The sequence below is a fragment of the Paenibacillus sp. PK4536 genome (genome assembly GCF_028594455.2).
In the GTDB taxonomy this organism is placed as follows: Bacteria; Bacillota; Bacilli; order Paenibacillales; family Paenibacillaceae; genus Saccharibacillus; species Saccharibacillus nuruki.
In genome coordinates this window covers 4,953,344-4,979,690 of sequence record NZ_CP126313.1, presented here as the reverse complement: position 1 = coordinate 4,979,690, position 26,347 = coordinate 4,953,344, and the positions used below count along the sequence as shown (strand labels likewise).

The following is a 26,347-nucleotide window of genomic DNA, read 5'->3' as shown; positions in this document are numbered from 1 at the left end:
CGAGACGTATGGCATTTTTGAATGAGATGATTATTGTACCTGCGATTGTGATTTTAGTCTTGATCGTACTCGGAATTACATTCTGGGCAAGGTACAAAACAGTGAGTACAGACGAAGCAATGGTTGTCACAGGTTCTTTTCTGGGCAGTCGTAATATTTCAGATGATGGAGCAGGGCGCAAGATTAAGATTGTACGTGGTGGCGGCGCATTTATTTTACCTATTTTTCAGAAATCAGAATTTCTGTCGTTATTATCACACAAACTGGATGTAACAACGCCCGAAGTGTATACAGAGCAAGGCGTACCGGTACTTGCAGATGGTGTAGCTATTATTAAAATTGGTAGTTCGGTTGAAGATGTAGCAACAGCGGCTGAACAATTTATGGGCAAGCCTATTCAAGCATTACAAGCAGAAGCTCAAGAAGTGTTAGAAGGTCATCTACGTTCGATTATGGGTTCGATGACTGTAGAAGAAGTCTATCGTAATCGCGATCGATTTGCGCAAGAAGTACAAAGTGTAGCTGCGCGTGATCTGAAAAAGATGGGTCTACAAATTGTTTCTTTTACAATCAAAGATATACGCGATAAGCATGGATATCTTGAATCACTGGGTAAACCTCGAATCGCTGCTGTCAAAAGAGATGCAGAAATTGCTGAAGCTGAAGCGGTTAGAGATTCTCGGGTGCAGAAAGCATTGGCAGAAGAAGCCGGACAAAAAGCAGAATTACTTCGTGATACCAATATCGCTGAAGCTTCCAAAGAAAAAGAATTAAAAGTAGCTTCGTTTAAAAAAGATCAAGATACAGCAAGAGCAGAAGCCGATCAGGCGTATCATATTCAAGAAGCCAAAGCCAAGCAGATTATGATGGAAGAACAGATGAAGATTGAACTGGTTCGTAAAGAACGTGAGATTGATTTACAAGAACGAGAAATTACAGTACGTGAGAAATACTATGATGCAGAAGTGAAAAAGAAAGCCGAAGCCGATCGTTTCTCTGTAGAACAAGCAGCCGAAGCTGAAAAAGCTCGTAAAATGCGTCAAGCCGAGGCGCATCAATATTCAATCGAGACCGAAGCCAAAGCATCTGCGGAGCAACAACGTCTAGCCGGACAAGCAGAAGCCGATGCTGAACGTGCTAAAGGTACAGCGGAAGCTGAAGTGATTCGTCTACGAGGTCTTGCTGAAGCCGAGGCGAAGCAGAAATTAGCAGAAGCATTCCAAAATTATGGACAAGCCGCAATCCTTGATCTAGTTGCCAAAATGCTACCTGAATTAGCAGGTAAAATTGCAGAACCAATAAGTGCGATTGATAAATTGACCGTCGTAGACACAGGTAAAGGCGAAGGTGGTGGAGCAACACGAGTGAGTAACTATGTAACTGAACTGATGGCTACAGCTCCAGAAATGCTAAAAAGTGTCTCGGGACTGGACATTGAAGAATTAATCAAAGGGTTTGCAGGTGGCAGATCACAGCAAGTTGGTAATAGCGTTTCTGACACTAGATCTGATATAGCTACAAATAAATATTCACAGACAGCAGACTCTTCTGAATCGGTATTATCTCTTCCAACTCAAGATGCAAATGATCAAGATCATACAACAACATCTACAGGAATAGGAATTTCCAGCGAACAAGAACGATAATGGAAAATTTATATGTAACAATCATGCTATAAAGCAAATCTGTTTACAATGACATCAAGACGACAAGTCCTTGCTCAATAAGGATTTGTCGTCTTCTTTATCTAGTTAGCTAGCAGTTCAATTGTATTGACTAGAAGGTGAATTTTTGGTAACTTTACGGGATGAAGGTGATCGTAAAAGGGGTGCAAATGTGAGCAGCCTACTTGTGGCTAAAGTGCTGAATAATAACGTTATTATCGCTGATCATCCTCAGTATGAAGAAGTTGTGGTGATTGGCAAAGGAATCGGCTTTAATCGTAAAGCGCGTGACGTGATTCCTTTAGATGTTGTCGAGAAGATGTTTATTTTAACCAATCAGCAAGAACAAGAACAATATAAGCAGCTCGCTGTTCAGATTGACGAGCGGATTATCGAAGTCATTAACGAAATCATTTATTATATTAATTCGGAAAGTAAGACTCCACTGAATGAACATATTCATATTGCCTTAACCGATCATATTGCATTTGCGATTAAGCGTGCCGAGCAAGGGATGACGATTCAGAATCCTTTTTTGTATGAGACACGAGAAATGTATCCATTAGAATATAAATTAGCTGCTCATGCATTAGAAATCATTCATGATAAGCTAGGTGTAGCTTTGGAAGAAGATGAGATTGGTTTTGTTGCACTCCATATATATAGTGCATTGACCGATCAGCATATCACAGCGATCAAGGCGGATTCTCGTCTAATTGCCGATATGGTCAAAGTTATCGAAGATAGCCTCAAAATATCAATTACTGGTGATACTTTAGATTATTCTCGTTTGCTTACTCATTTGCGATTTGCGATTGAACGTATACGTAGAGGCGAAAAAGTAGCCGCTACTCATCGCTTAGAAGAAATGCTTAAAATGGAATATCCTGAAGTGTATTCGCTATCTTGGAAATTAACAAAGATGATGGAGAAACGATTACGCCGACCCGTCTACAAAGCCGAAGTGAGCTACCTAACCATGCATTTACAACGGTTTGTCGAGAAGCGTGAAGAGGAAGAAGAAAGTACGCAACAATAGATTCAAAATCGATTAAATCTTTTTTATTGAAAAGGCTTGCAGATTTAAAAAGTGGGTGCTATAATTCAGAACGTAATCAACAAATGAATAGCGGATTTTTTAACGTGTTACTGATTCGATCAGGCATGAGTTAACAAAGTATTTGATGTAAGGCTGTAAGCACACAGGGGTAGTCTATCCTTATGTACCGAGATCCTTATCCTATCAGATACGTTGTTCACTCGTGCCTTTTTTTGTGGCTTTCCGCCTTAATTTGTTGAAGCAACAATATATTATTTATACTATTCGAGGGGAAGTGGCGGTATTGTTTAGACGTCTGTTTGGCGTTTTGCAAAAAGTAGGTAGAGCATTGATGCTTCCAGTGGCAATCTTGCCAGCAGCAGGTTTATTGCTTGGTTTTGGTAACATGCTCGTTAACCCTGACTTTTTGCAGTATATTCCTGCATTAAATGCACACTGGGTTCAAATTACAGCGACTGTAATGATGAACTCCGGACAAATTGTTTTTGATAACTTATCCTTGCTCTTTGCCGTCGGGGTAGCCGTCGGTCTTGCTGGAGGAGAAGGGGTAGCCGGGCTCGCAGCCATTATCGGTTATCTAATCATGAACGTAACGATGGGTACAGTTATGGGTGTTACATCTGATATGGTTGGTAAAGACGACTATTCAGTAGCTTCTGTACTTGGTATTCCTACATTACAAACAGGCGTATTCGGCGGTATTATTGTCGGTATTCTAGCCGCATCGATGTATAAACGTTTCTTCCGTATTGAATTACCTTCTTATCTTGGTTTCTTTGCAGGTAAACGTTTTGTACCGATTATGACAGCTATTACTTCTTTGCTTTTGGGTCTAGTGATGGTTCTGATCTGGCCTCCAATTCAAACATTCTTAAACACGGTTTCTCACAGTATGGTTGAATCTAACCCTACATTAACAGCATTTATTTTTGGTGTAATTGAACGTTCATTGATTCCTTTCGGTCTACATCATATCTTCTACTCACCATTCTGGTATGAATTCGGTGAATATGTAAACAAAGCAGGACAATATGTACGTGGTGACCAAAAAATCTTTATGGCGCAACTTCGTGATGGTGTTCCATTTACAGCAGGTACATTTATGACTGGTAAATTCCCGTTCATGATGTTCGGTCTTCCAGCTGCTGCACTTGCGATCTACCATGAATCCAAACCACAACATAAAAAATATGTTGCAGGTATCATGGGTTCTGCCGCATTGACTTCGTTCTTAACAGGTATTACTGAACCGCTTGAGTTCTCATTCTTGTTCGTAGCACCAGTATTGTTCGGTATTCATGCAATCTTCGCTGGTCTTTCTTTCATGACGATGCAAATTCTAGGCGTTAAAATTGGTATGACTTTCTCAGGTGGTCTGATTGACTTTGTATTGTTCGGCGTTATTCCTAACCGTACTGCATGGTGGGATGTTATCATCGTCGGTCTAGTCTTAGCAGTCATCTACTACTTCGGATTCCGATTTGCGATTCGCAAATTTAACTTGAAAACACCAGGTCGTGAAGATACGCCAGCAGGTGATGATAGTGCAGTAAGCAGTGGTGGTAATAGCAAAGATGAATTGCCACATAACATTCTTGAAGCCTTTGGTGGACAAGAGAATATTTCAAGTCTAGATGCTTGTATTACTCGTCTACGTATTCAAGTTAAAGAACCTAAAAACGTAAATAAAGATCGTTTGAAATCTTTAGGCGCTTCCGGTGTCCTAGAAGTGGGTAATAATGTCCAAGCGATTTTCGGAACACGTTCCGATACGATCAAATCGCAAATGCAAGATATTATTGCAGGACGTACACCAAGACCTACACCAGTCACTGTAGATTCGGTTCCAGCAGAAGGAACAGCAGAGAATCAAGTGAACATTTTGGCAGAAGAAGTAATCGTTGCTCCTGCTGATGGTGAGTTGATGAATATCAGTGAAGTACCAGATCCTGTATTTTCACAAAAAATGACAGGTGATGGATTCGCAGTATTACCAACCAACGGAACGATTTGTTCACCGGTGAATGGTAAAGTATTTAACGTATTCCCTAGTAAACATGCGATCGGTATTATGTCTGAAGCCGGTAAAGAAATTCTTGTGCATGTAGGCGTAAACACGGTTAAATTGAAAGGTCAAGGCTTCACTGTATTGGTTGCAGAAGGCGATGATGTTATGGCTGGACAACCGATCCTTGAAGTGGATCTGGAGTATGTAAAAGCAAATGCACCATCGATCATTACTCCGATCATTTTCTCCAACTTACCAGAAGGTGCTACCGTAACATTGCACAAAACAGGTAATGTAAAAACAGGAGAAGGCAATATCGTTACCATCAAGTAATAGCGTTCATTTCGACTTTTGCAATGAATCTCAAAAAAATATAAAATAACAGACTATACGTACTTGTAAATAAACAGTGCGATAAGGAGTTAATAATAGATCGTTATTACAGTCATGATCTATCCTTATCGCATTGAATTTACAAATTGCTTATAGTTTTGTTATTAAGCTGCATTGTAAGCAACACTTAGAAAATACTTTATTTTTTCTAAAAACATCATGAATTTGCAGGATATTGCTGAATAATGTTAGCGATTGCTGAAAAAAGTCGAAAATAATTGTTTTGAAACGTGCATCACGCCTTATAATGCTGTACAATATAAGGGATGATCTAGTTATTAGTTAGTTATGATTGATCTTTACTATCCTATTATGATGAGAAAGCGAGTGAATTTTATAATGGAAAAAACATTCAAAATCGTTGACGAAGATGGTATCCACGCACGCCCAGCAACAGCATTGGTAACAGCTGCTAACAAATTTGCTTCTACAGAATCTTTTGCAGAAGCTAAAGGTAAAAAAGTAACTTTGAAATCAATCCTTGGAGTATTGTCTTTAGGTCTTGAGCAAGGTGACGTTATCGTTCTTTCTACACAAGGTGCAGAAGAAGATGCAGCATTGAAAGCTTTGACTGACGTTATGGTGAACGAAGGGCTAGGCGAAATCAATGGCTAATATTTTGGGAATCGCGGCGTCTTCGGGCATCGCCATTGCCAAAGCATTCCGTCTAGAACATCCTGAATACGAGATTACCAAACGCTCGATTAGTGATACAGATGCGGAATTGGCTAAACTTGATGCAGCTTTGGAAATTTCCAAAACTGAACTCGAGGCGATCAAAGAACGTACGTTACAAGAAATGGGCGCTAAAAAAGCAGAGATTTTCGAATCACATTTGTTGATTCTAAATGATCCTGAATTGATTAGCCCTGTAAAAGATAAAATCGCTACAGAAATGGTGAATGCTGAGTTCGCATTGAATGAAGTTGCAGCTCAATTTGTAACCATGTTTGAAAATATGAAGAGCACTTATCTTCAGGAACGTGCTGCTGATATGAGAGATGTTAGCAAGCGTGTCTTGAATCACTTAATGGGTGTTAACTTCCAAAGTCCAGCTGAGATCCGTGAAGAAGTCGTTATTATTGCAGAAGATTTGACGCCTTCGGATACCGCTCAATTGGATCGTAATTTTGTTAAAGGCTTCACTACAAATATTGGCGGACGTACTTCTCACTCCGCAATTATGGCTCGCTCGTTGGAAATTCCAGCAGTAGTCGGTACAAAAGAAGTCATGGAAGTTATTCAAAATGGGGATATCGTTATCGTTGATGGTCTTGAAGGTAATGTTATTGTTAATCCTGATGAAGCAACTCTTGCTGAGTACCGTGCTAAAGGCGCAGCTTATGAAGCTCAAGTTACTGAATGGCGCAAATTGCGTGATGAAGTAACGGTATCTAAAGACGGAGTACATGTTGAATTGGCTGCTAATATCGGTACGCCAAACGATGTGGCTGGTGTATTGGATAATGGCGGCGAAGGCGTAGGTCTATACCGTACAGAATTCTTATACATGGGTCGCGATGAATTGCCTTCTGAAGATGTGCAATTTAACGCGTACAAAACGGTTTTGGAAAAAATGGCAGGTAAACCGGTTGTTGTTCGTACACTAGATATTGGTGGCGACAAAGAACTACCTTACCTTGTTCTTCCAAAAGAAATGAATCCATTCCTTGGATTCCGTGCAATTCGTCTTTGTCTAGATCGTCAAGACATTTTCCGTACACAACTACGTGCATTGCTTAGAGCAAGTGTATATGGTGACCTACGTATTATGTTCCCGATGATCGCTACATTGATGGAATTCCGCGAAGCAAAAGCAGTATTGGTAGAAGAAAAAGAAAAACTGGTTGCTGAAGGTGTTGCTGTTTCTGACAACATTCAACTTGGCATCATGGTGGAAATTCCTTCTACAGCAGTACTGGCTGACCAATTTGCTAAAGAAGTGGACTTCTTCAGTATCGGTACTAACGATTTGATCCAATACACAATGGCAGCGGATCGTATGAATGAACGGGTATCTTACCTGTATCAACCATACAACCCATCTATCTTGCGTTTGGTTAAAATGGTTATCGATGCAGCTCATAAAGAAGGTAAATGGACAGGCATGTGTGGTGAGATGGCTGGCGATGCTACAGCAATTCCATTGCTACTCGGTCTAGGTCTGGATGAGTTCAGTATGAGTGCAAGCTCTATTCTTCCAGCACGTAGCCAACTAGCTAAATTGTCTAAAGCAGACATGCAAGAATTAGCTGCTAAAGCTTTGGATATGCAAACAGCTGAGCAAGTGGTTGAACTGGTACAAGCGATCCACGCTTAATTTTTCTTCCGTTACACGCTTGATATGATGAGCGTTAATAAGTTTTCCCAACATTTACTTTTAGCTGATTTCTCTGTACAGAGAAATCAGCTTTTTTTGTTGTTATTATTTCTAATATTGTAGAATACTTATAAATAAAATAAAAAAAGTTAATTGGATTTCCTCTAACTTCCGAAGTAACTGTTATATCTATATTTATAACTGATTACGATAGGGGAAAAAGAAAATGATAATGAACCGGAAAAAGAAATTTAAAACGCTCTCTGTTCAATTTAAAATTATTTTACCTATCATGTTAGTTGTAGGTACTATTATTTGTTCTATGGTCTATTATATTTTTCTACAAGTTCACGATGAAACAGATGCCCAAGGTATTGCTATGGCAAAGATTATCCGAATTGGAGCAGAATTAGCAAGTAACAATCCTAATTCGGGAATAGAAGCATATCTAAAAGAACTTCATCAACAATTAGGCAATGAACTTCTGTTTTCAGCAATTTTAAATAAAGACACATCACCTGTATATACGACTGATAATGATTATATGGGTACAACGACATTGCAAACATTTGTAAAAGCAAATCAAGATAGTAAAGAATGGGTACTCCAAGATACAACCTATAAGAGCGAAGCCACCAATCTTTTGGCAACTACATTATCTAATGGGCAAATTCTAGTTTTAATTACTTCCGAAAATGTATTGCATACCATCCGTAACGTTACACTTGTTGTAGTAACCATAAGTATGGTATTGCTTTTAGTATGTATTTACTGGATTGTATATCGACAATTTGAGACATTACGTACATTAGAAAAAATGATGTCTACTATTAGCGAAGGACAGGGCGATCTTACTCAACGTTTAGTCGTTAAAAGTGAAGATGAGATTGGACGAGTAGCGAATTCATTTAACCAATTTATCGAAAAAATACAGTCTATTATAGCGCAAGTTCAACAGACAGCAACAGCAACTTCTGTCCATACCAAAAATGTGTATGATACGTCTATTCATAATATGACAGTTTCTAAAGAAATTGATTATGCTATACAATCGATTACCAAAGCTACAGCAAGTCAGTACGATGAAATCGAACAGGGAACTATTTCTATTCGTAAGATAGCTACTGTAATTGAGAATACAGATCAACATGCACAGCATCTGGAAAAACTAAGTACATTGATTGGTCAACGTCAACAATCTGGTGAACAAGCAGTTATTTATTTGCAAAATCATATGCAATCATTTGCAAGCTTGTCTGATCAAGTCTCTGTCAATTTAAATCATTTGATTACAGAAGTGAATGGTATTGTTAACATGTCTGTTCTTATTCAAGAGATTTCTAAACAGACAGGATTATTAGCACTTAATGCTTCTATAGAGGCTGCTCGCGCAGGAGAACATGGTAAAGGATTTGCTGTAGTAGCTTCTGAAGTTGGCAAATTGTCAGATCAGTCCAAAGAAGCAACTACTCAAATACAAGATATTTTGAATCGTATTATTTCTTCTACTACGCTGACCAAAGAAGTGATGAATGCTTCGCAGATTGCTTTAAATGATCAATCACAAAGTGTTGATAATACAAGCGGTGCTTTTATAGAAATTGGTCAATCCATTCAAGAAATGAACAGTCTTATTGTAAGCATGAAGGATATGACGACTCAATTGAATATTAGCAAAGAACATATTATCGACTTTATTCAATCTGCTTCAACGACCACAGAAGAAACAGCTGCTGGCTCACAGGAAGTACTTGCCAGTGTAGAAAATCAAATCAAAATGTCACAACAAGTAACAGACAATATAGGATTACTAACTGAAAATATTAAAGAGTTAAACGTTATGGTTGATCGCTTTAAAGTATAAATAATTAGTTAATGGACTCAAAATAGTAGATGGATAGAGACTTATATGGATAATTAAGTTAGAAAAATGAGTATATCAATGATTATTCATCTTATAAAAAAATCATCCCATCGACTTGATCAGAATAGAAAAGTCGGTGGGATGATTGGTATGTTGCTATTTAATTACAAGCACAGTTTAATACTGGCTTACGAGCAGCTGTTGTTTCGTCCAAGCGTCTTACTGCTGTTCCATAAGGAGCATTTAGTAGCAATTCTGGATTGTCTTTCGCTTCACCAGCGATCTGAATCATGGTATCAATAAAAGCATCCAGTGTTTCTTTGCTTTCTGTTTCTGTAGGTTCGATCATAATACATTCTTCTACATTTAGCGGGAAGTAAACTGTAGGCGGATGGTACCCGAAATCAAGTAATCGTTTGGCAACATCCAGTGTACGAATACCGTACTGTTTGAGCCCTTTACCGGACATCACAAATTCATGCTTACATACGCTTGTATATGGCATTTCATAATGATCTTTAAGACGGTGCATCATATAGTTCGCATTCAGAACGGCACATTCAGACACTCGGCGCAGACCTTCAGGTCCATAACTACGAATATACGTATACGCACGTACAAGAATACCAAAGTTACCATAGTATGCTTTGACACGACCGATCGAGTCAGGAGAACCACTACGTAAAGTAAAGGTACCATCTTCTAATTTTTCAACAACCGGTTCAGGTAAGAAAGGAAGCAATCTGCTTTTCACACCGACAGGACCTGCACCCGGGCCGCCACCACCATGAGGTGTACTCATTGTTTTGTGTAAATTCAAATGAACCACATCAAAGCCCATATCACCCGGACGTGTAATCCCCATAATCGCATTGGAGTTAGCACCATCATAGTACAACAATCCACCAGCTTCATGAACGATCTGAGCCACTTCACTGATTTGCTTTTCAAAAAGACCCAGTGTATTCGGGTTTGTTAACATGAGAGCAGCCGTATCTGATCCAACTGCCGCACGAAGGGCATCCAGATCGACTAGACCTTCTGGAGTTGAAGGAATCGTGATCGTTTGGAATCCAGCTACTGTTGCACTTGCAGGATTCGTACCGTGAGAAGAATCGGGTACGATAACTTTGGTACGGTGTTCACCACGTTTTTCATGATACGCACGAATCATCATTAGACCTGTCCATTCTCCATGAGCACCGGCAGCAGGTTGAAGAGTGACGGCATCCATGCCTGTTAGAGCAGCAAGGTCATTTTGCAAAGTATGCATCAGTTCCAGTGCCCCTTGAATACTTTGTTGTGGTTGATAAGGATGAATCTTCGCAAACCCTGCATAACGAGCTACATCTTCATTGACTTTAGGATTGTATTTCATCGTACAAGAACCCAGCGGATAGAAGCCATTATCTACGCCAAAGTTACGACGGGACAATTCTGTATAATGACGAATTACATCAACTTCATATACTTCAGGTAAAGCAGGTTCTTCTTTACGAAGCATTTCTTGCGGAATCAATTGAGAGACTTCGACACGAGGAACATCGCAATCCGGTAAAGAATAACCGATTCGACCCGGTTGACTCAATTCAAAAATCAAAGCTTTTTCAGTAACAACAGCGCCTTGTACAGAAGTAACGGTCTCATGGACTACAGTTTCGTTTGTCATAGGATTGCCTCCAGTTCAGTTGCCAATAGATCTATCTCTGCTTTGGTACGTTTCTCTGTGACTGCGAACAAGATATGACCGGACAATTCAGGATAAGATAGGCTTAGATCATAACCACCAATCATGCCTTTAGCTAACAGTTGAGTATTAACATCAGCGACTGAAGTGCCTTCTGGTAAAGCCAGTACAAATTCATTGAAAAAAGGAGATCGGAACGCTAATTTGACATTAGGGATAGAAGATAAAGTTTGAGCAGCATAATGAGCTTTTTGCACATTCAGATCAGCTACATCCACCATACCTTGTCTACCCATGACAGATAGATATACCGATGCACACAGCGCAAGCAATGCCTGATTGGAACAAATATTTGATGTCGCTTTGTCACGACGGATATGTTGCTCACGAGTCTGCAACGTCAATACAAAACCACGTTTACCATCAATATCTTTGGTCTGACCTACGATTCGTCCAGGCATACGACGCATAAGCGGTTGAGCCACAGCGAAGAATCCACAAGTTGGCCCACCAAGCGACATCGAAATGCCAAGCGGCTGTGCATCACCAACAACGATATCAGCTCCAAGTTTACCAGGAGATTCGAGTAGTCCCAGTGAAATAGGATTCGTACTCACTACCAATAAAGCACCTTTGGCATGAGCAAGATCGGCAACTGCTTGAATCGCTTCAATACCACCGAAAAAGTTAGGGGATTGGACAAGCACAACAGCGGTCTGCTCATCAATCGCTTCAGTGAGCACCCCAATATCTGTGACTCCATCGCCATAAGGCACTTCAACTACATCCAGATTAAGACCACGAGCATAACTGCGAACGACTCCGCGTGATTCAGGATGGATCGTAGAAAGAGCAATAATCTTTTTGCGTCCTGTAGCTGATGCTGCAAGAGAAGCTGCTTCGGCAAGTGCTGTTGCGCCATCATACATACTTGCATTGGCTACAGCCATTCCTGTCAGTTCACAGATATAGGACTGAAATTCAAAGATCGCTTGTAATTCACCTTGACTGATCTCTGGTTGATATGGAGTATACGCTGTATAAAATTCAGAACGAGAAATTACATGATTAATCACAGATGGCAAATGGTGATCATACAATCCTGCACCCAGAAAGCTAGTGTACCGATCTGTATCTGCATTTTGCCCTGCAAGACTAGACATATGACGAGTCAGTGTATATTCATCCAGCATTTCAGACATAGGCATGGTGCCTTGATAACGAAGAGATGCCGGAATATCTGTAAATAAATCCTCTATCGAAGAAGCACCAACAACCTCTAACATCTCTGCTTCATTCTGTGGGGTCATTGGAATATAACGATGCGATTTCATAAAGGTAGACTCCTTTGGGGCAACATATCAGTCGCCTTGTAATTTTATTTAGTGACAGAAGATGCTCGTTTGTAGAAAGGTGCTTTCACCACTTCAGCTTTGAGCATTTTACCGCGAATCTCAAGTTCTATCGGTGTTCCTAGAGCAGCACTGTCAGCTTCAATTAAAGCAAGTCCAAGATTACGCTTAAGTGTAGGAGATTGAGTTCCTGTCGTCACTTCGCCGATTTGTCGACCGTTCTGGTAGACAGGATAGTGCGGGCGAGGAATACCACGGTCGATCATTTCTACACCCACTAATTTACGAGACAATCCTTTTTCTTTTTGCGCGACTAGAGCTTCTTTGCCTGTGAAATGTTCTTTGTCCAACTTTACAAAATAGCCAAGTCCCGCTTCGAGTGGAGAAATATCTGCCGACAGCTCTTGACCATACAGAGGAAGACGAGCTTCAAAGCGAAGCGTATCCCGTGCACCCAGTCCACAAGGAATCAAGCCAAGCGGTTCACCTGCTTGCAATAGCTTTTCCCAGATGAGAGGAGCATCTGTTGCAGATACATATAGTTCATAACCATCTTCACCGGTGTAACCTGTACGAGAGATGAGCGCATGAACACCAAAAATCTCAGCTTTTTCGATAAAAGAAAATCCTGCCAGTTCAGCATAACGATCGCTTTGTGTAGCCGCTTGTAAAATAGCAACCGCTTGAGGACCTTGTAAAGCAATCAAAGCGGTTTGTTCTGAAATGTTCTCAAGAGTGACATTGGCAGGCAAAGACTGCTTCATCCAATCGATATCCTTATCAATATTCGAGGCATTGATCACGAGCATATAATGTTCTTCGCCCAGACGATATACCAATAGATCATCGACTACACCACCTGTTGGATAGCACATTAATGTATATTGGGCTTGTCCATCTTGCAAGCGAGAAGCATCGTTAGTTAATAATTGTTGCAAATAGGCAAGGGAACCTTCACCTGAAATGATCACTTCACCCATATGAGAAACATCAAATAATCCAGCTTGTTCACGAACCGCTTCATGTTCTTTTTGAATTCCTGTAAATTGAACAGGCAATTCCCAACCGCCAAAATCGATACAGCGTGGGGAACCGGATTGAGCATAAAGAGGAAAAATCGGCGTACGCTTCAGTTCTGTTGTCATGATCGTCACCTCATCGAATTAGTTTGTAGCGAAAAATCGCATATATCATTTTTTGTGAAAAAAGAATAAAATCATCCGAAAAAGCTCAACAAAAAAGACAGAGAGAAAAGGAAATAAGCAGGTACTATACCTGAAATATTTCTTTTTCTCCCTGTCCTTGATACCTGAGAGTTACCTTGTGCTCAATAGCTTATAAGCAACAAGTTTCCCCTTGGGTGATTGGTTGTTATCATTCGGATATTCGTCGGTGACCGAATGATGCCAATTCTCTCCAGAGCTGCGTCCGGTACAGGTCCCTTTTACCTGAGAGATTCACCATTACTGGCTTACTCCTTCGGCGCTGTCATGGTTCTGAACAGTCTCTCCCTGTACTTTCATTCGCTACATATGATGTTATGTATTTCCGAACATTAAGTATTGAAACAGTGATGAATGTATGTATATTATATTAATACTTGATTCAAAAAGCAATGTCAAGAGTATTGACAGTATAATCTGCCTTGCTATACGCTTGTGTGCATGAAGACATTACAACCATGAACCGGAGGAATGAACAATGAGTGAGATTAAAGATCAATTGCTGTATAGTGCAGAACATGAATGGGTAGAGCGTATTAGTGATGATACGGTTCGTATCGGTATTACTGATTTTGCTCAACATCAGCTAGGAGATATCGTATTTGTTGAATTGCCACAAGCAGGTGCAGAAGTTGCTTCTGAAGCTGTAATCGGCACGATTGAATCGGTCAAAACAGTATCTGATCTTTTTAGCCCGGTGACAGGTACGATCACTAATTTTAATCCTGAATTGGAAACAGAACCTGAACTGGTGAACTCTGATCCTTACGGACGTGGCTGGATGGTTGAAGTTAAAGTCAGTGGTGACCTAGATAGTGCATTATCAAACCTTTTGAGTGCAGAAGCTTATGCTGAACACGCCCAAGACTAACTCATAATACTGTCAATCTATACAAAAGAAGGATATAAAATCTATTTATATGTATTGTAACAAGAACAAGACTGAAAACCTAGATGGGGATCAGTCTTTTTTTGTTATGTATATTTTTGATACAGGTAATTAAAGTGCACAATAACGACATTCTTTTTTATTTTAGGTTGGAGGAATCTTCATAATACGATAGAATGATTAAATAAAGCAAAAATAGAATTTTTTTACATAGATCTAATAATGAATGTACACTGCGACATGTACAACATACCTATTTTATTGATGATTACCTCTGGAGGGGAGATTGTTGTCTAAATATCTATATCGTTTATTTCTGATTATGGTGATATTGGGATCGTTACCTGTACTGGTAATCGGGATATTTTCTTATACGTTGGCGGCAGGTGATGTCGAGCAGAAAGTGCAAGACGGTAATGCACAATTATTAAATGAAACTCAATTACGTGTAGATCAAGTACTCAAAACATTGCAGTTGTCTGCTGTACAATATGTCAATTCGCCGTTTGTTACGGAAACGATGAAGCAACCTTTGCAATCGGGAGACTTTGAAAAAATACGTAATTTGACGACCGGATTTAATAATTTGCAAACGATTACATCGCTAGATCAGATACGTTTAATTAACTTTGAGCATAACTGGGTAGTCTCAGGAACATCATTCAGTCAAGTATCTGATGCAGAAGATCAAAGTGTGCTTCGATCATACCGACACAATCGAAATAGCATGTTCTGGGTAACCGATACTTCAATAGCGAATAACGGATATACGTCAAATATAGATATGATCTCAGAAGAGGAATTGGACTCAGGATCGCCTAAAAAGGAAACAAAAGTAACCAGTATGGTGTTCAAAATTCCACTATTACCTTCGACCGGTGAACCACGCGGATTGTTAGTCTTGGATATTGCCAATGATGAAATTGATAATTGGGTCACCAGCAGTACACGTCTGGGACAAATATATGTGTTTGATCAATACCAACAAGAATTTCTAGATAACGGTCAGAGTACACAATATCCTGGATTACAAAATGAAGTGTTTGCTCATGTTCATCAAGGGGAACGTCAAGGATTTTTTAATTGGAAAAGTGAAGGTGAAGAAGTGGGAGTGACTTATTCTTCATCGACACTGAACGGATGGGTATATGTGTCTGTCGTATCTATAGGACAGATTACGTCCCAGACAAGAAAAATAGCAGTATTAACGATTAGTGTCTGTGTAGCGATGTTATTGTTAACTGCACTGTTGGCTTTTCTCAGCAGTCGTCGTATGTATTCTCCTGTGTCTAAATTAATGCAGTTATTAGGTGCCAGTGACTCTGTAGATTATACCGGACGGCTCAAGGCAGAAGAGCCATCCACAGATACAGGGTATAGACGATTATGGTTAGGTCACCGAAAAGGATTAGCCGGAGATCAACATAAGTCAGTGAAAAGACGAGATGAATTTGCTTATATTGGAGAACAAGTGGAGCGGATGCGCTTAACAGGGCGTGAGTTGGAAGAGCAGATTCGGGAACAGGTTCCGCAATTGCGAGAATTATCAGTGATTAAGTTGATCAGCGGGCAGATTCCTGCTAATGAATTTGAACGTCGCCGTCTAATCTATGGATTTCCTGAATCGGTTCGTTCTATGGCGGTATTGGTATTACAGATCGATACGGTACAAGGAACACGCTATGAAGAAACCGATCGAGAACTGTTACTGTTTGCTATTAATAATATGGTGTCTGAATTGATTTCGGTGGAGCATCGCTTTAGTCCGGTATTGATCGAACAATCTCAAGTTAGTATTCTGGTCGAACCGGCAGATAATGAAGATGCTACTTCGTGGTATCACAGTCAAGCAGAGCGAGTACGTACTCAGATTCAAGACTATTTATCGTTGTCAGTCAGTATCGGGATCAGCCGTCCATTTGAACATTATCAAGGAGCACCTGATGCCTATGGAGAAGGACTAGAAGCACTCAAGCAACGAATGAGTCTGGGCAACAAATTGATTATTCATTTTGAAGATATTGATCATAGTACGCCTATGGAAGTAGCAGTCTATACTCAGCTCAAACAGTTAGAAGATCGTATTATCCAATCGCTGCAAAATGGAGATTATGAGCAGACTCCACTGTATTTCGATGAATATATTCGTCATGTGATGGACAAAGAAATACATTTCCGCGATTATCCAGTATTACTAACCCAATTGGCTGCTCGTGTATATGAGATGGTACAGCAAAAAGGCGGAACTGTTAATAGAGTCTTAGGTAAAAAAGCATCGCTGCATCGCTTGCTTGAACTACAGACGGTAGAAGAAATCAGACACTGGTTCACTCATGCACTATTTGAGCCGTTACAGCAATTTTTACAAAGCCAATCGGAGTCACAGTATATCAATATTGCCGATCAGATGATCCAGATTATCCAACAGCGATATGAACAAGATTTGTCCTTAGAAATGTGTGCAGAACAGCTTAACTTTCATCCAGTGTATTTAAGTCGTGTTTTCAAAAAAGAAACAGGTATTAAGTTTAGTGATTATGTAGCTGAATATCGAATGAATCAAGCGAAGAAATGGTTAGAAACAACCGATTGGCGAATTGCAGATATCGCAGAAAAATTAAGCTACAGTAACACGACAGCCTTTATCCGTATTTTTCGTAAAATAGTAGGAACGACTCCTGGTAAATATCGTGAAGAACATCGCAGTCGGAAGTTGATTTGAGTAAATACGAGTTGAATCCAGCATATATAGAGGTTGAAAAAAGGTTATTGTGTTCCCAAAAAAAGAAGCTAAAACCCTGATACAGTAAGGATTAGCTTCTTTTTTTACATATAAAGCTAAAATTGGATGATAGCCTGTTATTCTTCTGGAAGCGACAATGAGTCTATACAAATGTTAACGCTTTCAAGGAGGGTGAAGGATGGAAGCCAAATCGGTCAAATCATCTACACGGATACGTACAAAGGAACGTCAGGCGAACATGTCATGGAAAGAATTTTACAAAAATCGTTGGTTGTACATTATGTTATTGCCGGGAATTATTTATTTTGTCGTCTTTAAATATGTACCGATGTATGGAATTGTGATGGCGTTTCAAGATTATGTTCCTTACCGAGGAATCTGGGAAAGCAATTGGGTAGGATTCAAGCATTTTGAACGCTTTTTCAGTGAACCGCAATTTTGGATGTTATTTCGCAATACGCTGATCTTAGCACTGTACAATATTATCTTCTTTTTTCCTTTACCTATTATTGTATCGTTGATGCTTAATGAAGTGGTGACGGAACGATTTAAGCGGTTCGTCCAGACGTTAATCTATGTACCGCATTTTGTCTCATGGGTTGTCGTTGTTGGTGTATTTTATATGATTTTTACCACAGAAGGTGGTATTTTAAACGAATTGATCTTTGCGATTACCGGACAAAAAATAGCATTTTTATTAGAACCCGGTTGGTTCCGTACGATGATTATTTCGCAATCGATATGGAAAGAAGTCGGTTGGGGAACGATTATTTTTCTAGCGGCTTTGTCCGGTGTAGATACTCAGTTATATGAAGCTGCCCGGATGGATGGAGCAAGTCGTTGGAGACAGTTATGGCATATCACATTACCAGCGATTCGCAGTACGATTATCATTTTACTTATTTTGCGTCTGGGTACGTTTTTGGATACCGGATTCGAACAAATTTTCTTAATGCTGACTTCTACAAACCGTGATGTAGGGGAAGTGTTCGATACTTATGTGTACGTCAAAGGGATGACTCAAGCCCAATACAGTTACAGTGCCGCTGTGGGACTATTCAAATCTGTGATCGGCTTGCTACTGGTTGTCGGTGCTAATCAATTAGCCAAAAAATGCGGAGAAGAAGGCATTTATTAATGTATCTATCGTCCGAAAGGAGACCACATGATGAAACAAGATCGTACATTAGGAAATCGGTTATTTGATTATACCAATCATACCTTGTTGTTATTGTTAGGGATTGTAACGGTATTACCTTTTATCTATATCACTGCTGTATCGTTTACCAGCCCAGCCGAAGTTGCTAAAGGAGGATTTATTCTTTTTCCCAAAGAATTCTCTCTTGCCGCTTATCGCTATATCTTCTCAACGTCTACACTGCTGAACAGTCTATGGGTATCAATCTATATTACCGTACTCGGTACACTGATTAACTTGCTACTGACGACATTGATGGCATACCCGTTATCTCGTCCTTATTTGCGAGGCAGAAAATACATCATGCTCGGTGTACTGTTCACCATGTTATTCAGTGGCGGAATGATTCCTACGTACTTTGTAGTCAATTCACTACATTTAACAGATACATTATGGTCGCTGATGATTCCCGGAGCGATTAGCGCTTTCAACTTAATTGTACTCAAAAACTTTTTCCAACAGATTCCGGACGGACTGGAAGATGCCGCCAAAATTGATGGATGTAACGACGTATCGATCCTTTTCCGTATCGTCTTACCACTATCTTTACCAGCAATGGCAACCTTTGCACTGTTCTACTCTGTAGCTCATTGGAATAGCTTCTTCAGCGCTATTCTATATATCAACGACAGCGACAAATGGCCTGTCCAAGTGTGGCTACGCGAAATCGTTATTCTCGCCCAAAGTCGAATCGGAGACACCAGTATCGAAGAAGCCGATATCCAACCACTCACGATCCGAATGGCAGTAATCGTCTTCTCCACACTACCAATATTAATGGTCTACCCATTCCTACAAAAACACTTTGCCAAAGGTGCACTCCTAGGCTCAGTCAAAGGCTAATATATTAATGATCCAATACATCTTAATTGCGTATTTAAAAATAACTTAAATAAGTTTGTGAATAGAAATCCCAAGTTACAACTATCCCAACACATCCATAATCAAACACCACATTCAATCCATTTCGATTCACTATTATTTGTATAAACCATTACAATCAATACTTTATCTAGAAAATGATTAACTCCAATAATATCTGAACTCCAAATGCTCAAAACAAACAATCTCACTCACATCCAAAACCAATATCCAAATCCTTAAATCTCTAAATCTCTAAATCTCTAAATCTTTCCTGCTACCCCCACCCAATGGTGCTGGGCGAAGGGGGAGATGGATTCTGAAAGTCGCCTTTAAGACTCGGATATCGACCGTTTAGCGGTCAATCAAGATATCCGATCTTACCAGCGACGGCAAGAACCATCTCCCCCGAAGCCCTTCACCCCACCCACCCCATCAATGAAAGGAGTTATCAACACATGAAAAAGCAAACAGCAACATTAATGTGCCTCATCCTAGCCACATCAACCGTACTCAGTGCATGTGGAAGCAAAGGTTCTCAAGGAGCTTCTGTCGATGATACAATCACTATGGCGATTTCTCAAGTCGGGGATATTCCTTCCGCAGGCAATCAAGTGCAACAAGAAATCGAAAAGTACACCGGCAAAAAAATAGATGTACAGTGGATACCGAACTCCGCCTATGATGACAAAATCAATGTCATGATCGCTTCGGGAGATATGCCTGATATTTTGAAAGTAAACTACACACCTGCGGTCACCAATGCGATGCGTAATGATGTGTTCTGGGAAGTTGGCCCTTATCTCAAAGACTATCCCAACTTAGCTGCACAAGCCGATGTGTTTTACGATAACGTCAAAGTAGATGGCAAAATTTACGGGGTACCTCGCTTTTCCGATATTGCCCGTGCGACATTGATCTATCGCTCGGATTGGTTCAAAAAGCTGAAGCTAGATGTACCGAAAAGCACAGAAGACTGGTACAACAACGTGAAAGCGTTAACATTAGATGATCCAGATGATAATAGCAAAAAAGATACGTATGGCATGATGTTGTTCAAAAAATATAATGAAGGCGAATATTCATTTACCACGCGTCTTGCTGTTAGTCTGGGTGCACCGAATAAGTGGAAAGTCGAAGAAGATGGTTCATTTACGCCAGAATTTATGACAACAGAATATAAAGGTGTAATGGATCTACTGAAGCGTCTGTATGATGAGCAATTGATCAATCAAGATTTTGCTGTATTTGATTCAACTGAAGCAGACAAGAAATTCGATTCCGGTCTAACCGGTATGAAGATCGCTGTAGCACAAACGGCTAAAAGTCAGCTTGAACGATTACAAGAAAATGTACCTGATGCAGAGATTGATCTTGCCAAGTTAGAAGGGCCAGACGGTTATCGTGTACCTGCACAGTCGGGTAATGCAGGCATTCTTGTATTCCCTAAAGTGTCTGTACCTACAGAAGAAGACCTCAAAGCACTGCTTTCTTTTTTGGATAAATTAATGGACCCTGAAATGTCTACATTGTTATTACGTGGAGTCGATGGCAAGCATTATAAAAAGTTAGACGATGGACGTGTGGAAATGACAGACTTTGCTGCTTTTCAGCGTGAAGTGAAGCCTTATCGTGATAATCTGCCATTGGTAGAAGGCTATAACGTACCCGCGCAAAAAGATACCAAGATTGGTGAAAAAGGAGTAGCGATGGCAAAAGAAATTACGCAGTATGCTGTTCCTAATCCAGCATTGACATTATATTCACCGACGTATGAAGAACGTGGTGGTGATCTAGATCAACTGATCAATGATGCACAGACCAAATATATTATGGGCAAAATCGACGAGAACGGGTGGCAACAACAAGTGGAACTATGGAAAACATCAGGTGGCGATAAAGTGATGCAAGAATACGCAAGCTCTTACACAGAACAGCAACAACAAAAGTAAAGCCAATCATGATTTTTATCCCACTATATTCAGGAGGATACCAAAATGAAATTTGTGGTCAAACAAAGTGCATGCTGGACACTGACAGCAATCTTGGCTTTCGGATTAACAGGTTGTGGCAATAGCGATCAAGGCGCTGCCACAGCAGACTCTTCAACAGTACGTATTTCGCTTATGCAAGTTGGTGATATTCCCAAAACTGGAAATGATATCGAGACAGGATTGGAAAAACATATCGGCAAAGATTTGGATATTCAATGGATTCCAAGCTCTGCTTTTAACGATAAAGTCAACGTGATGATCGCTTCAGGCAATTTACCTCATATTATGAGATTGAATTATATTCCGACAACAGTGGGTGCGATTCGTTCAGACCAATTTTGGGAGATAGGGCCGTATCTTAAAGATTATCCGAATCTAAGCGCTCAAGATCCTGAGTATTATAGCAACATCACAGTAGATGGCAAATTGTATGGAATCCCTAATTTCCGCGATATCGGACGGGCTGCAATCGTGTATCGAAAAGACTGGTTTGATACATTGAAATTAGGTGTCCCGAAAAGTGTAGATGATTGGTACAATGCCGCCAAAGCGATAGCCACTCAAGATCCTGATGGCAATGGTAAAAACGATACGTATGCTTTTCCATTATTCAAAACATATACCGAAGGTTCCCAAGCTCCATTGACCCGTATTGCAGTCAGTCTAGGTGGAGTCAATCGCTGGGGAGTAGATAACAGTGGTAAATTTACGCCTGAATTTATCACACCGCAATATACCGAGGTATTACAAATGATGCATCGTCTATATGCAGAAAAATTAATCAATGCCGATTTCCCATCACTGGATTCAACAGAAGCTGATAAAATGATGGCATCCGGTAGAATCGGGATGAAATTGAATGGCGTAGCTACTAACGGCAAAAGTACACAACAGTTGCTGACAGCTGCTGTACCGGATGGCGTAGTGGATATTTCTCCATTCGTAGGACCCGAAGGTATTCGGATAGCCGGTGAACCTGGTAACTTTGGATTTCTGGCTTTCCCCAAAGCGACTGTACAAGATGAAGCTCAATTGAAAGATCTGTTAAGTACACTCGATAAATTAATGGACGAACCGACAAGTACATTACAATTACGTGGAATCGAAAATAAACATTATAAAAAAACAGCAGATGGTAAAACCGAATTTATCGATTTTGACGGATACCAACGGGATGTGAAGCCATACCGTGATAATTTACTGAATATCGAAGGGTATAATGTGCCTGAATTAATCGACACTGAACTGGGAACTAAAGGTGTGAAATTATCGAAAGATGATCGCAAATATGCAGTCTCCAACCCGGCGTATAATCTGGTATCTGATATCTATACCGAACGTGGGCAAGAATTAGATCAGATGATCAGTGATGCACAGACCAAGTACATTATGGGTGAATTAGATGATGCTGGCTGGCAACAAGCGATTACAAGTTGGCGTACAGCAGGTGGAGATCAACTGATCAAAGAGTATGAAGAAGCATATGCCAAGTTGAACAAGTAAATGATTAAATTAATGAATAGTTAGCGATAACGAAATATTTATCGAAACTATGCAATAGGATAGATACCAAAAAACTGTAATTACTTCTTGTTCTATTCTGATACTACAGAGTAGGCAATGAGGGGTGATTACAGTTTTTTTGATATGTCATCTCCATGCTTCGACGCTTTTACCGATCAATACATGCGTAGAAATAGATGGACTGGTTTATTAACAAGAAAAGAATGACTTACAGGAGGAACATCATGAGTACAAAACGTGTATTGATTACAGGCGCCAATTCCGGTATGGGACTTGCTTCTACTATCGAATTAGCGAAGCGTGGTTATGAAGTGATTATGGGCTGTCGTAACGAAGAACGCGGACAACAAGCATTACAAGAAGCACGTGAACAGAGTGGTTCTGATCGAATTAGTCTTATGAAATGTGATCTAGGTTCTCTTAAACATATTCGAGAGTTTGCCGAAGAATTCAACCAAAAATATGATCGTTTGGATGTACTGCTTAACAATGCAGGGGTGGTGAATTTAAAGCGTCAGGAGACTGAAGATGGATTTGAAATGAGTATTGGTGTGAATCATCTAGGGCACTTTTTGCTGACTCATTTACTGTTGGATGCACTTCAAGCTTCTCCGCAAGGACGAATTGTTGTGGTTAGTTCAGGCGCTTACAAAATCGGTAAAATTCATTGGGATGATCCACATTTACATCATGGATATACTGTTATCAAATCGTATGCTCAATCCAAGCTTGCGAATATCTTTTTTACACGTGTTATGGCTGACAAGTTAAAAGGCACAAATGTAACGATCAATTGCCTGCATCCTGGTGCAGTGGCTACGAATATTGGAGTCGATCGAGATACTGGATTCGGCAAGCGTATTTTGGCAGGAGTAGCGCATCTTCCTTTTTTCCAGACGCCAGAGCAAGGTGCCGAGACTGCTATTTTTCTAGTGGATGATGAGACTGTCGCTCAACATTCGGGTGCTTATTATTATCGTAAACAGAATCATAAGCTGAAGTCCAAAGCCCTTGATGAAGCAGAAGCGCTTCGTTTTTGGGAATGGAGTAAAGAGCAGATAGGCTGGCAAGATTAATAAGAATGATCATTTTAAAATGATGTCATTTGTTGTGCAATCTATCTTACATCATGATGGATCTACTGTTACAATAGAAGCATCTGGTATCCAGTAGGATCAGAATAAACATAGAAAGGATGATGATATAGAATGAGTAATGAATATCCACCAAATCCGAATGGAGTTCAGCAGAATCCGTATCAAGCTTCGCCTCAAGAGCAACAGGGAGGAATGCCACCCTATCCACCTTATATGCAACCGCCTTTACAAGGGTTAGGTGGCTGGTTAGCTTGTTTTCAGGTGTATATGTATTATGTACTTATCGCTTTCTTTTTCACGATTCCTAGTTACATATTTTTAATGTGGATGCACAATAATCCAGAAGAGTTTGAATCAGCAATGCCCGGAATGACTAATCAGTTGTTTGCGATTTATGGTGAACGTTTTACATTGGTGATGATCATAGGAATTATACTTGCTTCGATTTCTTTGGTCTGGATGCTTGTTAATTTAATTTTCTTTTACCAACGTAAAAAATTCTTGCCACGTTTGATGATTGCTTATTTCATTTTTGAGTTAGCAGGTACAGTCGTTACTATGCTTATCATACCTGATGTAGGGGTATTTACTACATTTAGTACGATTTTGGGAGTCGCTCTTGCTGTAGCTTGGATTTTCTATTTTATGCGTTCTGTACGTGTTAAAAACACATTTGTGCGTTAATCTTCTTTAATTAATACATCTAATCTTAATTTTTGCGTTTTTACAAGGAGGCAGACTTTATGAGTGATCCACATTTACCGTACACTATAGAAATAGCCAGACAAGAAGATTTACCTGCTATTGTCGATATCTATAATGCTTCGATCCCTGCAAGGCTAGCTACCGCAGACACAGAACCTGTGACTGTAGAAAGCCGTCAAGCATGGTTCGATGAGCATGTTCCAGATCGTCGTCCCCTGTGGGTCTTGTGGCAAGAAGGTCAGATTGCAGGCTGGGCAAGTTTACAGACCTTTTATGGACGACCTGCTTATAATGGAACAGTGGAGCTAAGTGTATATGTGCATAATGATTATCAAGGCAAAGGGATAGGGAGCAAATTAGTATCTTATGCGATTGAGCAAGCCCCATCATTGCATATCCATACATTGCTTGGATTTGTTTTTGCTCATAATGATCCAAGTCTAAAATTATTGCGTAAATTTGGATTTGAAGATTGGGGACATTTGCCACGTGTAGCTATTTTGGATGATGTAGAACGTCATTTAGCGATTGTGGGCAAACGCATAGAATCCAAGTAAAATAAGCTACATATTTAACTTCATACTTGCAACCTCACACCTGATAATCCGTCTAAAGATTATCAGGTGTTTTTTCATTATGGCGTCGATTACACTGGGATAGAGTATGCATCTGACAAGATCGGTAGGTTGCTCAAAGATAAAGTTGACGTTAATATGTATGAGGAACCATAACTATAGAGAAATGGCTATTCCAACATATGCCAACAGGAAATAGATTGTGAAAGGAAGCCGATCAATGATTATATTAAAATCGCCTCAAGAAATAGAAGCAATGAGAACAGCTAGTCAGATCGTAGCTGATTGTCATCGTGAGCTTGCCAAGCTTATTCAACCCGGCATTACCACGATGGAAATTAATGAATTTGTCAAAAAACATATCACCAAACTAGGTGGTAAGCAGTTTACCAATGGATATAATGGTTTTGAATATGAGACCTGTGCATCTGTAAATGACGTTATTGCTCATGGATTTCCGAGTCGTACTCCTTTAAAAGAAGGCGATATTGCCAAAATCGATATCGTTGCTGAATATGATGGTTGGCTTGGTGATTCCGCATGGTGTTATGCCGTAGGTAACATCTCACCAGAAGCTGAAAAATTAATGCGAGTCACTAAAGAATGTCTGTATATCGGGATAGAACATGCTATCGTAGGCAATCGTCTAGGAGATGCAATGGCACCTCTTCAACATCATGCAGAGAGCAATGGCTTCCATGTGGTACGTGATCTGTTAGGGCACGGAATAGGGCGTGAACTTCACGAGGAACCAAACTTTACGCATACAGGTAAGCCCGGAAAAGGCACACGTCTTAAAGAAGGTATGGTCTTTACGATCGAACCGATGATTAATGAAAGTACATACCGGATGACGATTGATGCAGATGGTTGGACAGCACGTACCGCAGATGGTGGATGGTCTGCTCAGTATGAACACACAATAGCGATCACAGCGGATGGACCGATTATTTTGACTGCTCAGTAATCGTTTTAGATTCGTCTGAGTTTCTTTTGAATAAGGATCAGGTAGCAGTGCTTAGCAAGTGAATCATCAACAGCTGTTACCTGATCATTAATCCTAATTAATAATTTAATTTTGATATATGGTTATGATTTTTATTCAAAAGCAAGCATTTGAGGTAAATAATAGGCAATATTATATCCAAATCAACCTTCGCTTTCCCAAAGATACAATCGCTATCGGATAA

At 40.0% G+C, this 26,347-nt stretch carries 19 protein-coding genes and 1 riboswitch; of the genes, 16 read left to right on the top strand and 3 right to left on the bottom strand.

Going from position 1 to position 26,347, the window contains the following annotated elements:
- Positions 1-8: 8 nt before the first annotated feature.
- The 6 genes from floT to PO903_RS21965 all read left to right on the top strand — a co-directional run bounded on the left by floT (position 9) and on the right by PO903_RS21965 (position 9,309).
- A complete protein-coding gene (floT, locus tag PO903_RS21990; protein WP_273594573.1) occupies positions 9-1,646 on the top strand; it encodes a flotillin lipid rafts scaffold protein FloT in 1,638 nt (545 codons plus the stop codon).
- Between the two features lie 190 nt (positions 1,647-1,836).
- On the top strand, positions 1,837-2,703 hold the full coding sequence (gene glcT / locus PO903_RS21985; protein ID WP_069329276.1) for a glucose PTS transporter transcription antiterminator GlcT: 867 nt from the start codon (positions 1,837-1,839) through the stop codon (positions 2,701-2,703).
- Between the two features lie 304 nt (positions 2,704-3,007).
- The gene (gene ptsG / locus PO903_RS21980; protein ID WP_273594572.1) at positions 3,008-5,065 is read left to right on the top strand and encodes a glucose-specific PTS transporter subunit IIBC; all 2,058 of its coding nucleotides are present in this window, start codon (positions 3,008-3,010) and stop codon (positions 5,063-5,065) included.
- Between the two features lie 399 nt (positions 5,066-5,464).
- Positions 5,465-5,740 carry an HPr family phosphocarrier protein gene (locus tag PO903_RS21975; protein ID WP_069329214.1) on the top strand — a complete coding sequence of 92 codons (276 nt, stop codon included), beginning with the start codon at positions 5,465-5,467 and terminating at the stop codon, positions 5,738-5,740.
- Complete coding sequence (ptsP, locus tag PO903_RS21970) at positions 5,733-7,445, top strand: phosphoenolpyruvate--protein phosphotransferase (RefSeq protein WP_069329215.1); 1,713 nt, start codon at positions 5,733-5,735, stop codon at positions 7,443-7,445. The genes PO903_RS21975 and ptsP overlap by 8 nt, the downstream gene beginning before the upstream one ends.
- Before the next feature lie 226 nt (positions 7,446-7,671).
- The gene (locus PO903_RS21965) at positions 7,672-9,309 is read left to right on the top strand and encodes a methyl-accepting chemotaxis protein (RefSeq protein ID WP_273594571.1); all 1,638 of its coding nucleotides are present in this window, start codon (positions 7,672-7,674) and stop codon (positions 9,307-9,309) included.
- Positions 9,310-9,469: 160 nt separating this feature from the next.
- Here PO903_RS21965 and gcvPB read toward each other — a convergent pair whose 3' ends face one another.
- Genes gcvPB through gcvT form a run of 3 tightly spaced genes read right to left on the bottom strand, consistent with a single transcriptional unit; the run spans position 9,470 to position 13,493 of the window.
- Positions 9,470-10,978 (bottom strand): aminomethyl-transferring glycine dehydrogenase subunit GcvPB, encoded by a 1,509-nt coding sequence (gcvPB, locus tag PO903_RS21960; RefSeq protein WP_069329217.1) that lies wholly within the window; start codon positions 10,976-10,978, stop codon positions 9,470-9,472.
- On the bottom strand, positions 10,975-12,330 hold the full coding sequence (gene gcvPA / locus PO903_RS21955) for an aminomethyl-transferring glycine dehydrogenase subunit GcvPA (RefSeq protein ID WP_273594570.1): 1,356 nt from the start codon (positions 12,328-12,330) through the stop codon (positions 10,975-10,977). The genes gcvPB and gcvPA overlap by 4 nt, the downstream gene beginning before the upstream one ends.
- Positions 12,331-12,374: 44 nt before the next feature.
- Positions 12,375-13,493, bottom strand: a complete 1,119-nt coding sequence (gene gcvT / locus PO903_RS21950; RefSeq protein WP_069329219.1) for a glycine cleavage system aminomethyltransferase GcvT — start codon at positions 13,491-13,493, stop codon at positions 12,375-12,377.
- Between the two features lie 280 nt (positions 13,494-13,773).
- Positions 13,774-13,871, bottom strand: a riboswitch (glycine riboswitch).
- 178 nt (positions 13,872-14,049) lie between these two features.
- On the opposite strand from gcvT, the gene gcvH reads away from it, so the two are divergent.
- The 10 genes from gcvH (at position 14,050) to map (ending at position 26,124) form a co-directional block, all read left to right on the top strand.
- Positions 14,050-14,442, top strand: a complete 393-nt coding sequence (gene gcvH / locus PO903_RS21945; RefSeq protein ID WP_273594569.1) for a glycine cleavage system protein GcvH — start codon at positions 14,050-14,052, stop codon at positions 14,440-14,442.
- 307 nt (positions 14,443-14,749) lie between these two features.
- On the top strand, positions 14,750-17,182 hold the full coding sequence (locus tag PO903_RS21940; RefSeq protein ID WP_273594568.1) for a helix-turn-helix domain-containing protein: 2,433 nt from the start codon (positions 14,750-14,752) through the stop codon (positions 17,180-17,182).
- Between the two features lie 259 nt (positions 17,183-17,441).
- On the top strand, positions 17,442-18,341 hold the full coding sequence (locus PO903_RS21935) for an ABC transporter permease (RefSeq protein ID WP_241669368.1): 900 nt from the start codon (positions 17,442-17,444) through the stop codon (positions 18,339-18,341).
- Positions 18,342-18,371: 30 nt separating this feature from the next.
- A complete protein-coding gene (locus PO903_RS21930) occupies positions 18,372-19,244 on the top strand; it encodes a carbohydrate ABC transporter permease (protein WP_069329223.1) in 873 nt (290 codons plus the stop codon).
- A 476-nt stretch (positions 19,245-19,720) separates the two neighbouring features.
- A complete protein-coding gene (locus tag PO903_RS21925) occupies positions 19,721-21,214 on the top strand; it encodes an extracellular solute-binding protein (protein WP_273594567.1) in 1,494 nt (497 codons plus the stop codon).
- Positions 21,215-21,259: 45 nt separating this feature from the next.
- Complete coding sequence (locus PO903_RS21920; RefSeq protein WP_273594566.1) at positions 21,260-22,759, top strand: extracellular solute-binding protein; 1,500 nt, start codon at positions 21,260-21,262, stop codon at positions 22,757-22,759.
- A 245-nt stretch (positions 22,760-23,004) separates the two neighbouring features.
- Positions 23,005-23,856 carry an SDR family oxidoreductase gene (locus PO903_RS21915; RefSeq protein WP_273594565.1) on the top strand — a complete coding sequence of 284 codons (852 nt, stop codon included), beginning with the start codon at positions 23,005-23,007 and terminating at the stop codon, positions 23,854-23,856.
- A 132-nt stretch (positions 23,857-23,988) separates the two neighbouring features.
- Positions 23,989-24,561, top strand: a complete 573-nt coding sequence (locus tag PO903_RS21910; RefSeq protein WP_273594564.1) for a DUF2569 family protein — start codon at positions 23,989-23,991, stop codon at positions 24,559-24,561.
- Positions 24,562-24,620: 59 nt separating this feature from the next.
- Positions 24,621-25,139 (top strand): GNAT family N-acetyltransferase, encoded by a 519-nt coding sequence (locus PO903_RS21905; RefSeq protein WP_069329228.1) that lies wholly within the window; start codon positions 24,621-24,623, stop codon positions 25,137-25,139.
- 238 nt (positions 25,140-25,377) lie between these two features.
- Positions 25,378-26,124, top strand: a complete 747-nt coding sequence (gene map / locus PO903_RS21900; RefSeq protein ID WP_069329229.1) for a type I methionyl aminopeptidase — start codon at positions 25,378-25,380, stop codon at positions 26,122-26,124.
- Positions 26,125-26,347 lie beyond the last annotated feature (223 nt).

Bases quoted from the DNA above. Each gene is read 5' to 3' on its own strand.
- floT (WP_273594573.1), top strand. From the start codon at position 9: ATGGCATTTTTGAATGAGATGATTATTGTACCTGCGATTGTGATTTTA.
- PO903_RS21975 (WP_069329214.1), top strand. From the start codon at position 5,465: ATGGAAAAAACATTCAAAATCGTTGACGAAGATGGTATCCACGCACGC.
- ptsP (WP_069329215.1), top strand. From the start codon at position 5,733: ATGGCTAATATTTTGGGAATCGCGGCGTCTTCGGGCATCGCCATTGCC.
- PO903_RS21965 (WP_273594571.1), top strand. From the start codon at position 7,672: ATGATAATGAACCGGAAAAAGAAATTTAAAACGCTCTCTGTTCAATTT.
- gcvPB (WP_069329217.1), bottom strand. From the start codon at position 10,978: ATGACAAACGAAACTGTAGTCCATGAGACCGTTACTTCTGTACAAGGC.
- gcvPA (WP_273594570.1), bottom strand. From the start codon at position 12,330: ATGAAATCGCATCGTTATATTCCAATGACCCCACAGAATGAAGCAGAG.
- gcvT (WP_069329219.1), bottom strand. From the start codon at position 13,493: ATGACAACAGAACTGAAGCGTACGCCGATTTTTCCTCTTTATGCTCAA.
- gcvH (WP_273594569.1), top strand. From the start codon at position 14,050: ATGAGTGAGATTAAAGATCAATTGCTGTATAGTGCAGAACATGAATGG.
- PO903_RS21935 (WP_241669368.1), top strand. From the start codon at position 17,442: ATGTCATGGAAAGAATTTTACAAAAATCGTTGGTTGTACATTATGTTA.
- PO903_RS21930 (WP_069329223.1), top strand. From the start codon at position 18,372: ATGAAACAAGATCGTACATTAGGAAATCGGTTATTTGATTATACCAAT.
- PO903_RS21925 (WP_273594567.1), top strand. From the start codon at position 19,721: ATGAAAAAGCAAACAGCAACATTAATGTGCCTCATCCTAGCCACATCA.
- PO903_RS21920 (WP_273594566.1), top strand. From the start codon at position 21,260: ATGAAATTTGTGGTCAAACAAAGTGCATGCTGGACACTGACAGCAATC.
- PO903_RS21915 (WP_273594565.1), top strand. From the start codon at position 23,005: ATGAGTACAAAACGTGTATTGATTACAGGCGCCAATTCCGGTATGGGA.
- PO903_RS21910 (WP_273594564.1), top strand. From the start codon at position 23,989: ATGAGTAATGAATATCCACCAAATCCGAATGGAGTTCAGCAGAATCCG.
- PO903_RS21905 (WP_069329228.1), top strand. From the start codon at position 24,621: ATGAGTGATCCACATTTACCGTACACTATAGAAATAGCCAGACAAGAA.
- map (WP_069329229.1), top strand. From the start codon at position 25,378: ATGATTATATTAAAATCGCCTCAAGAAATAGAAGCAATGAGAACAGCT.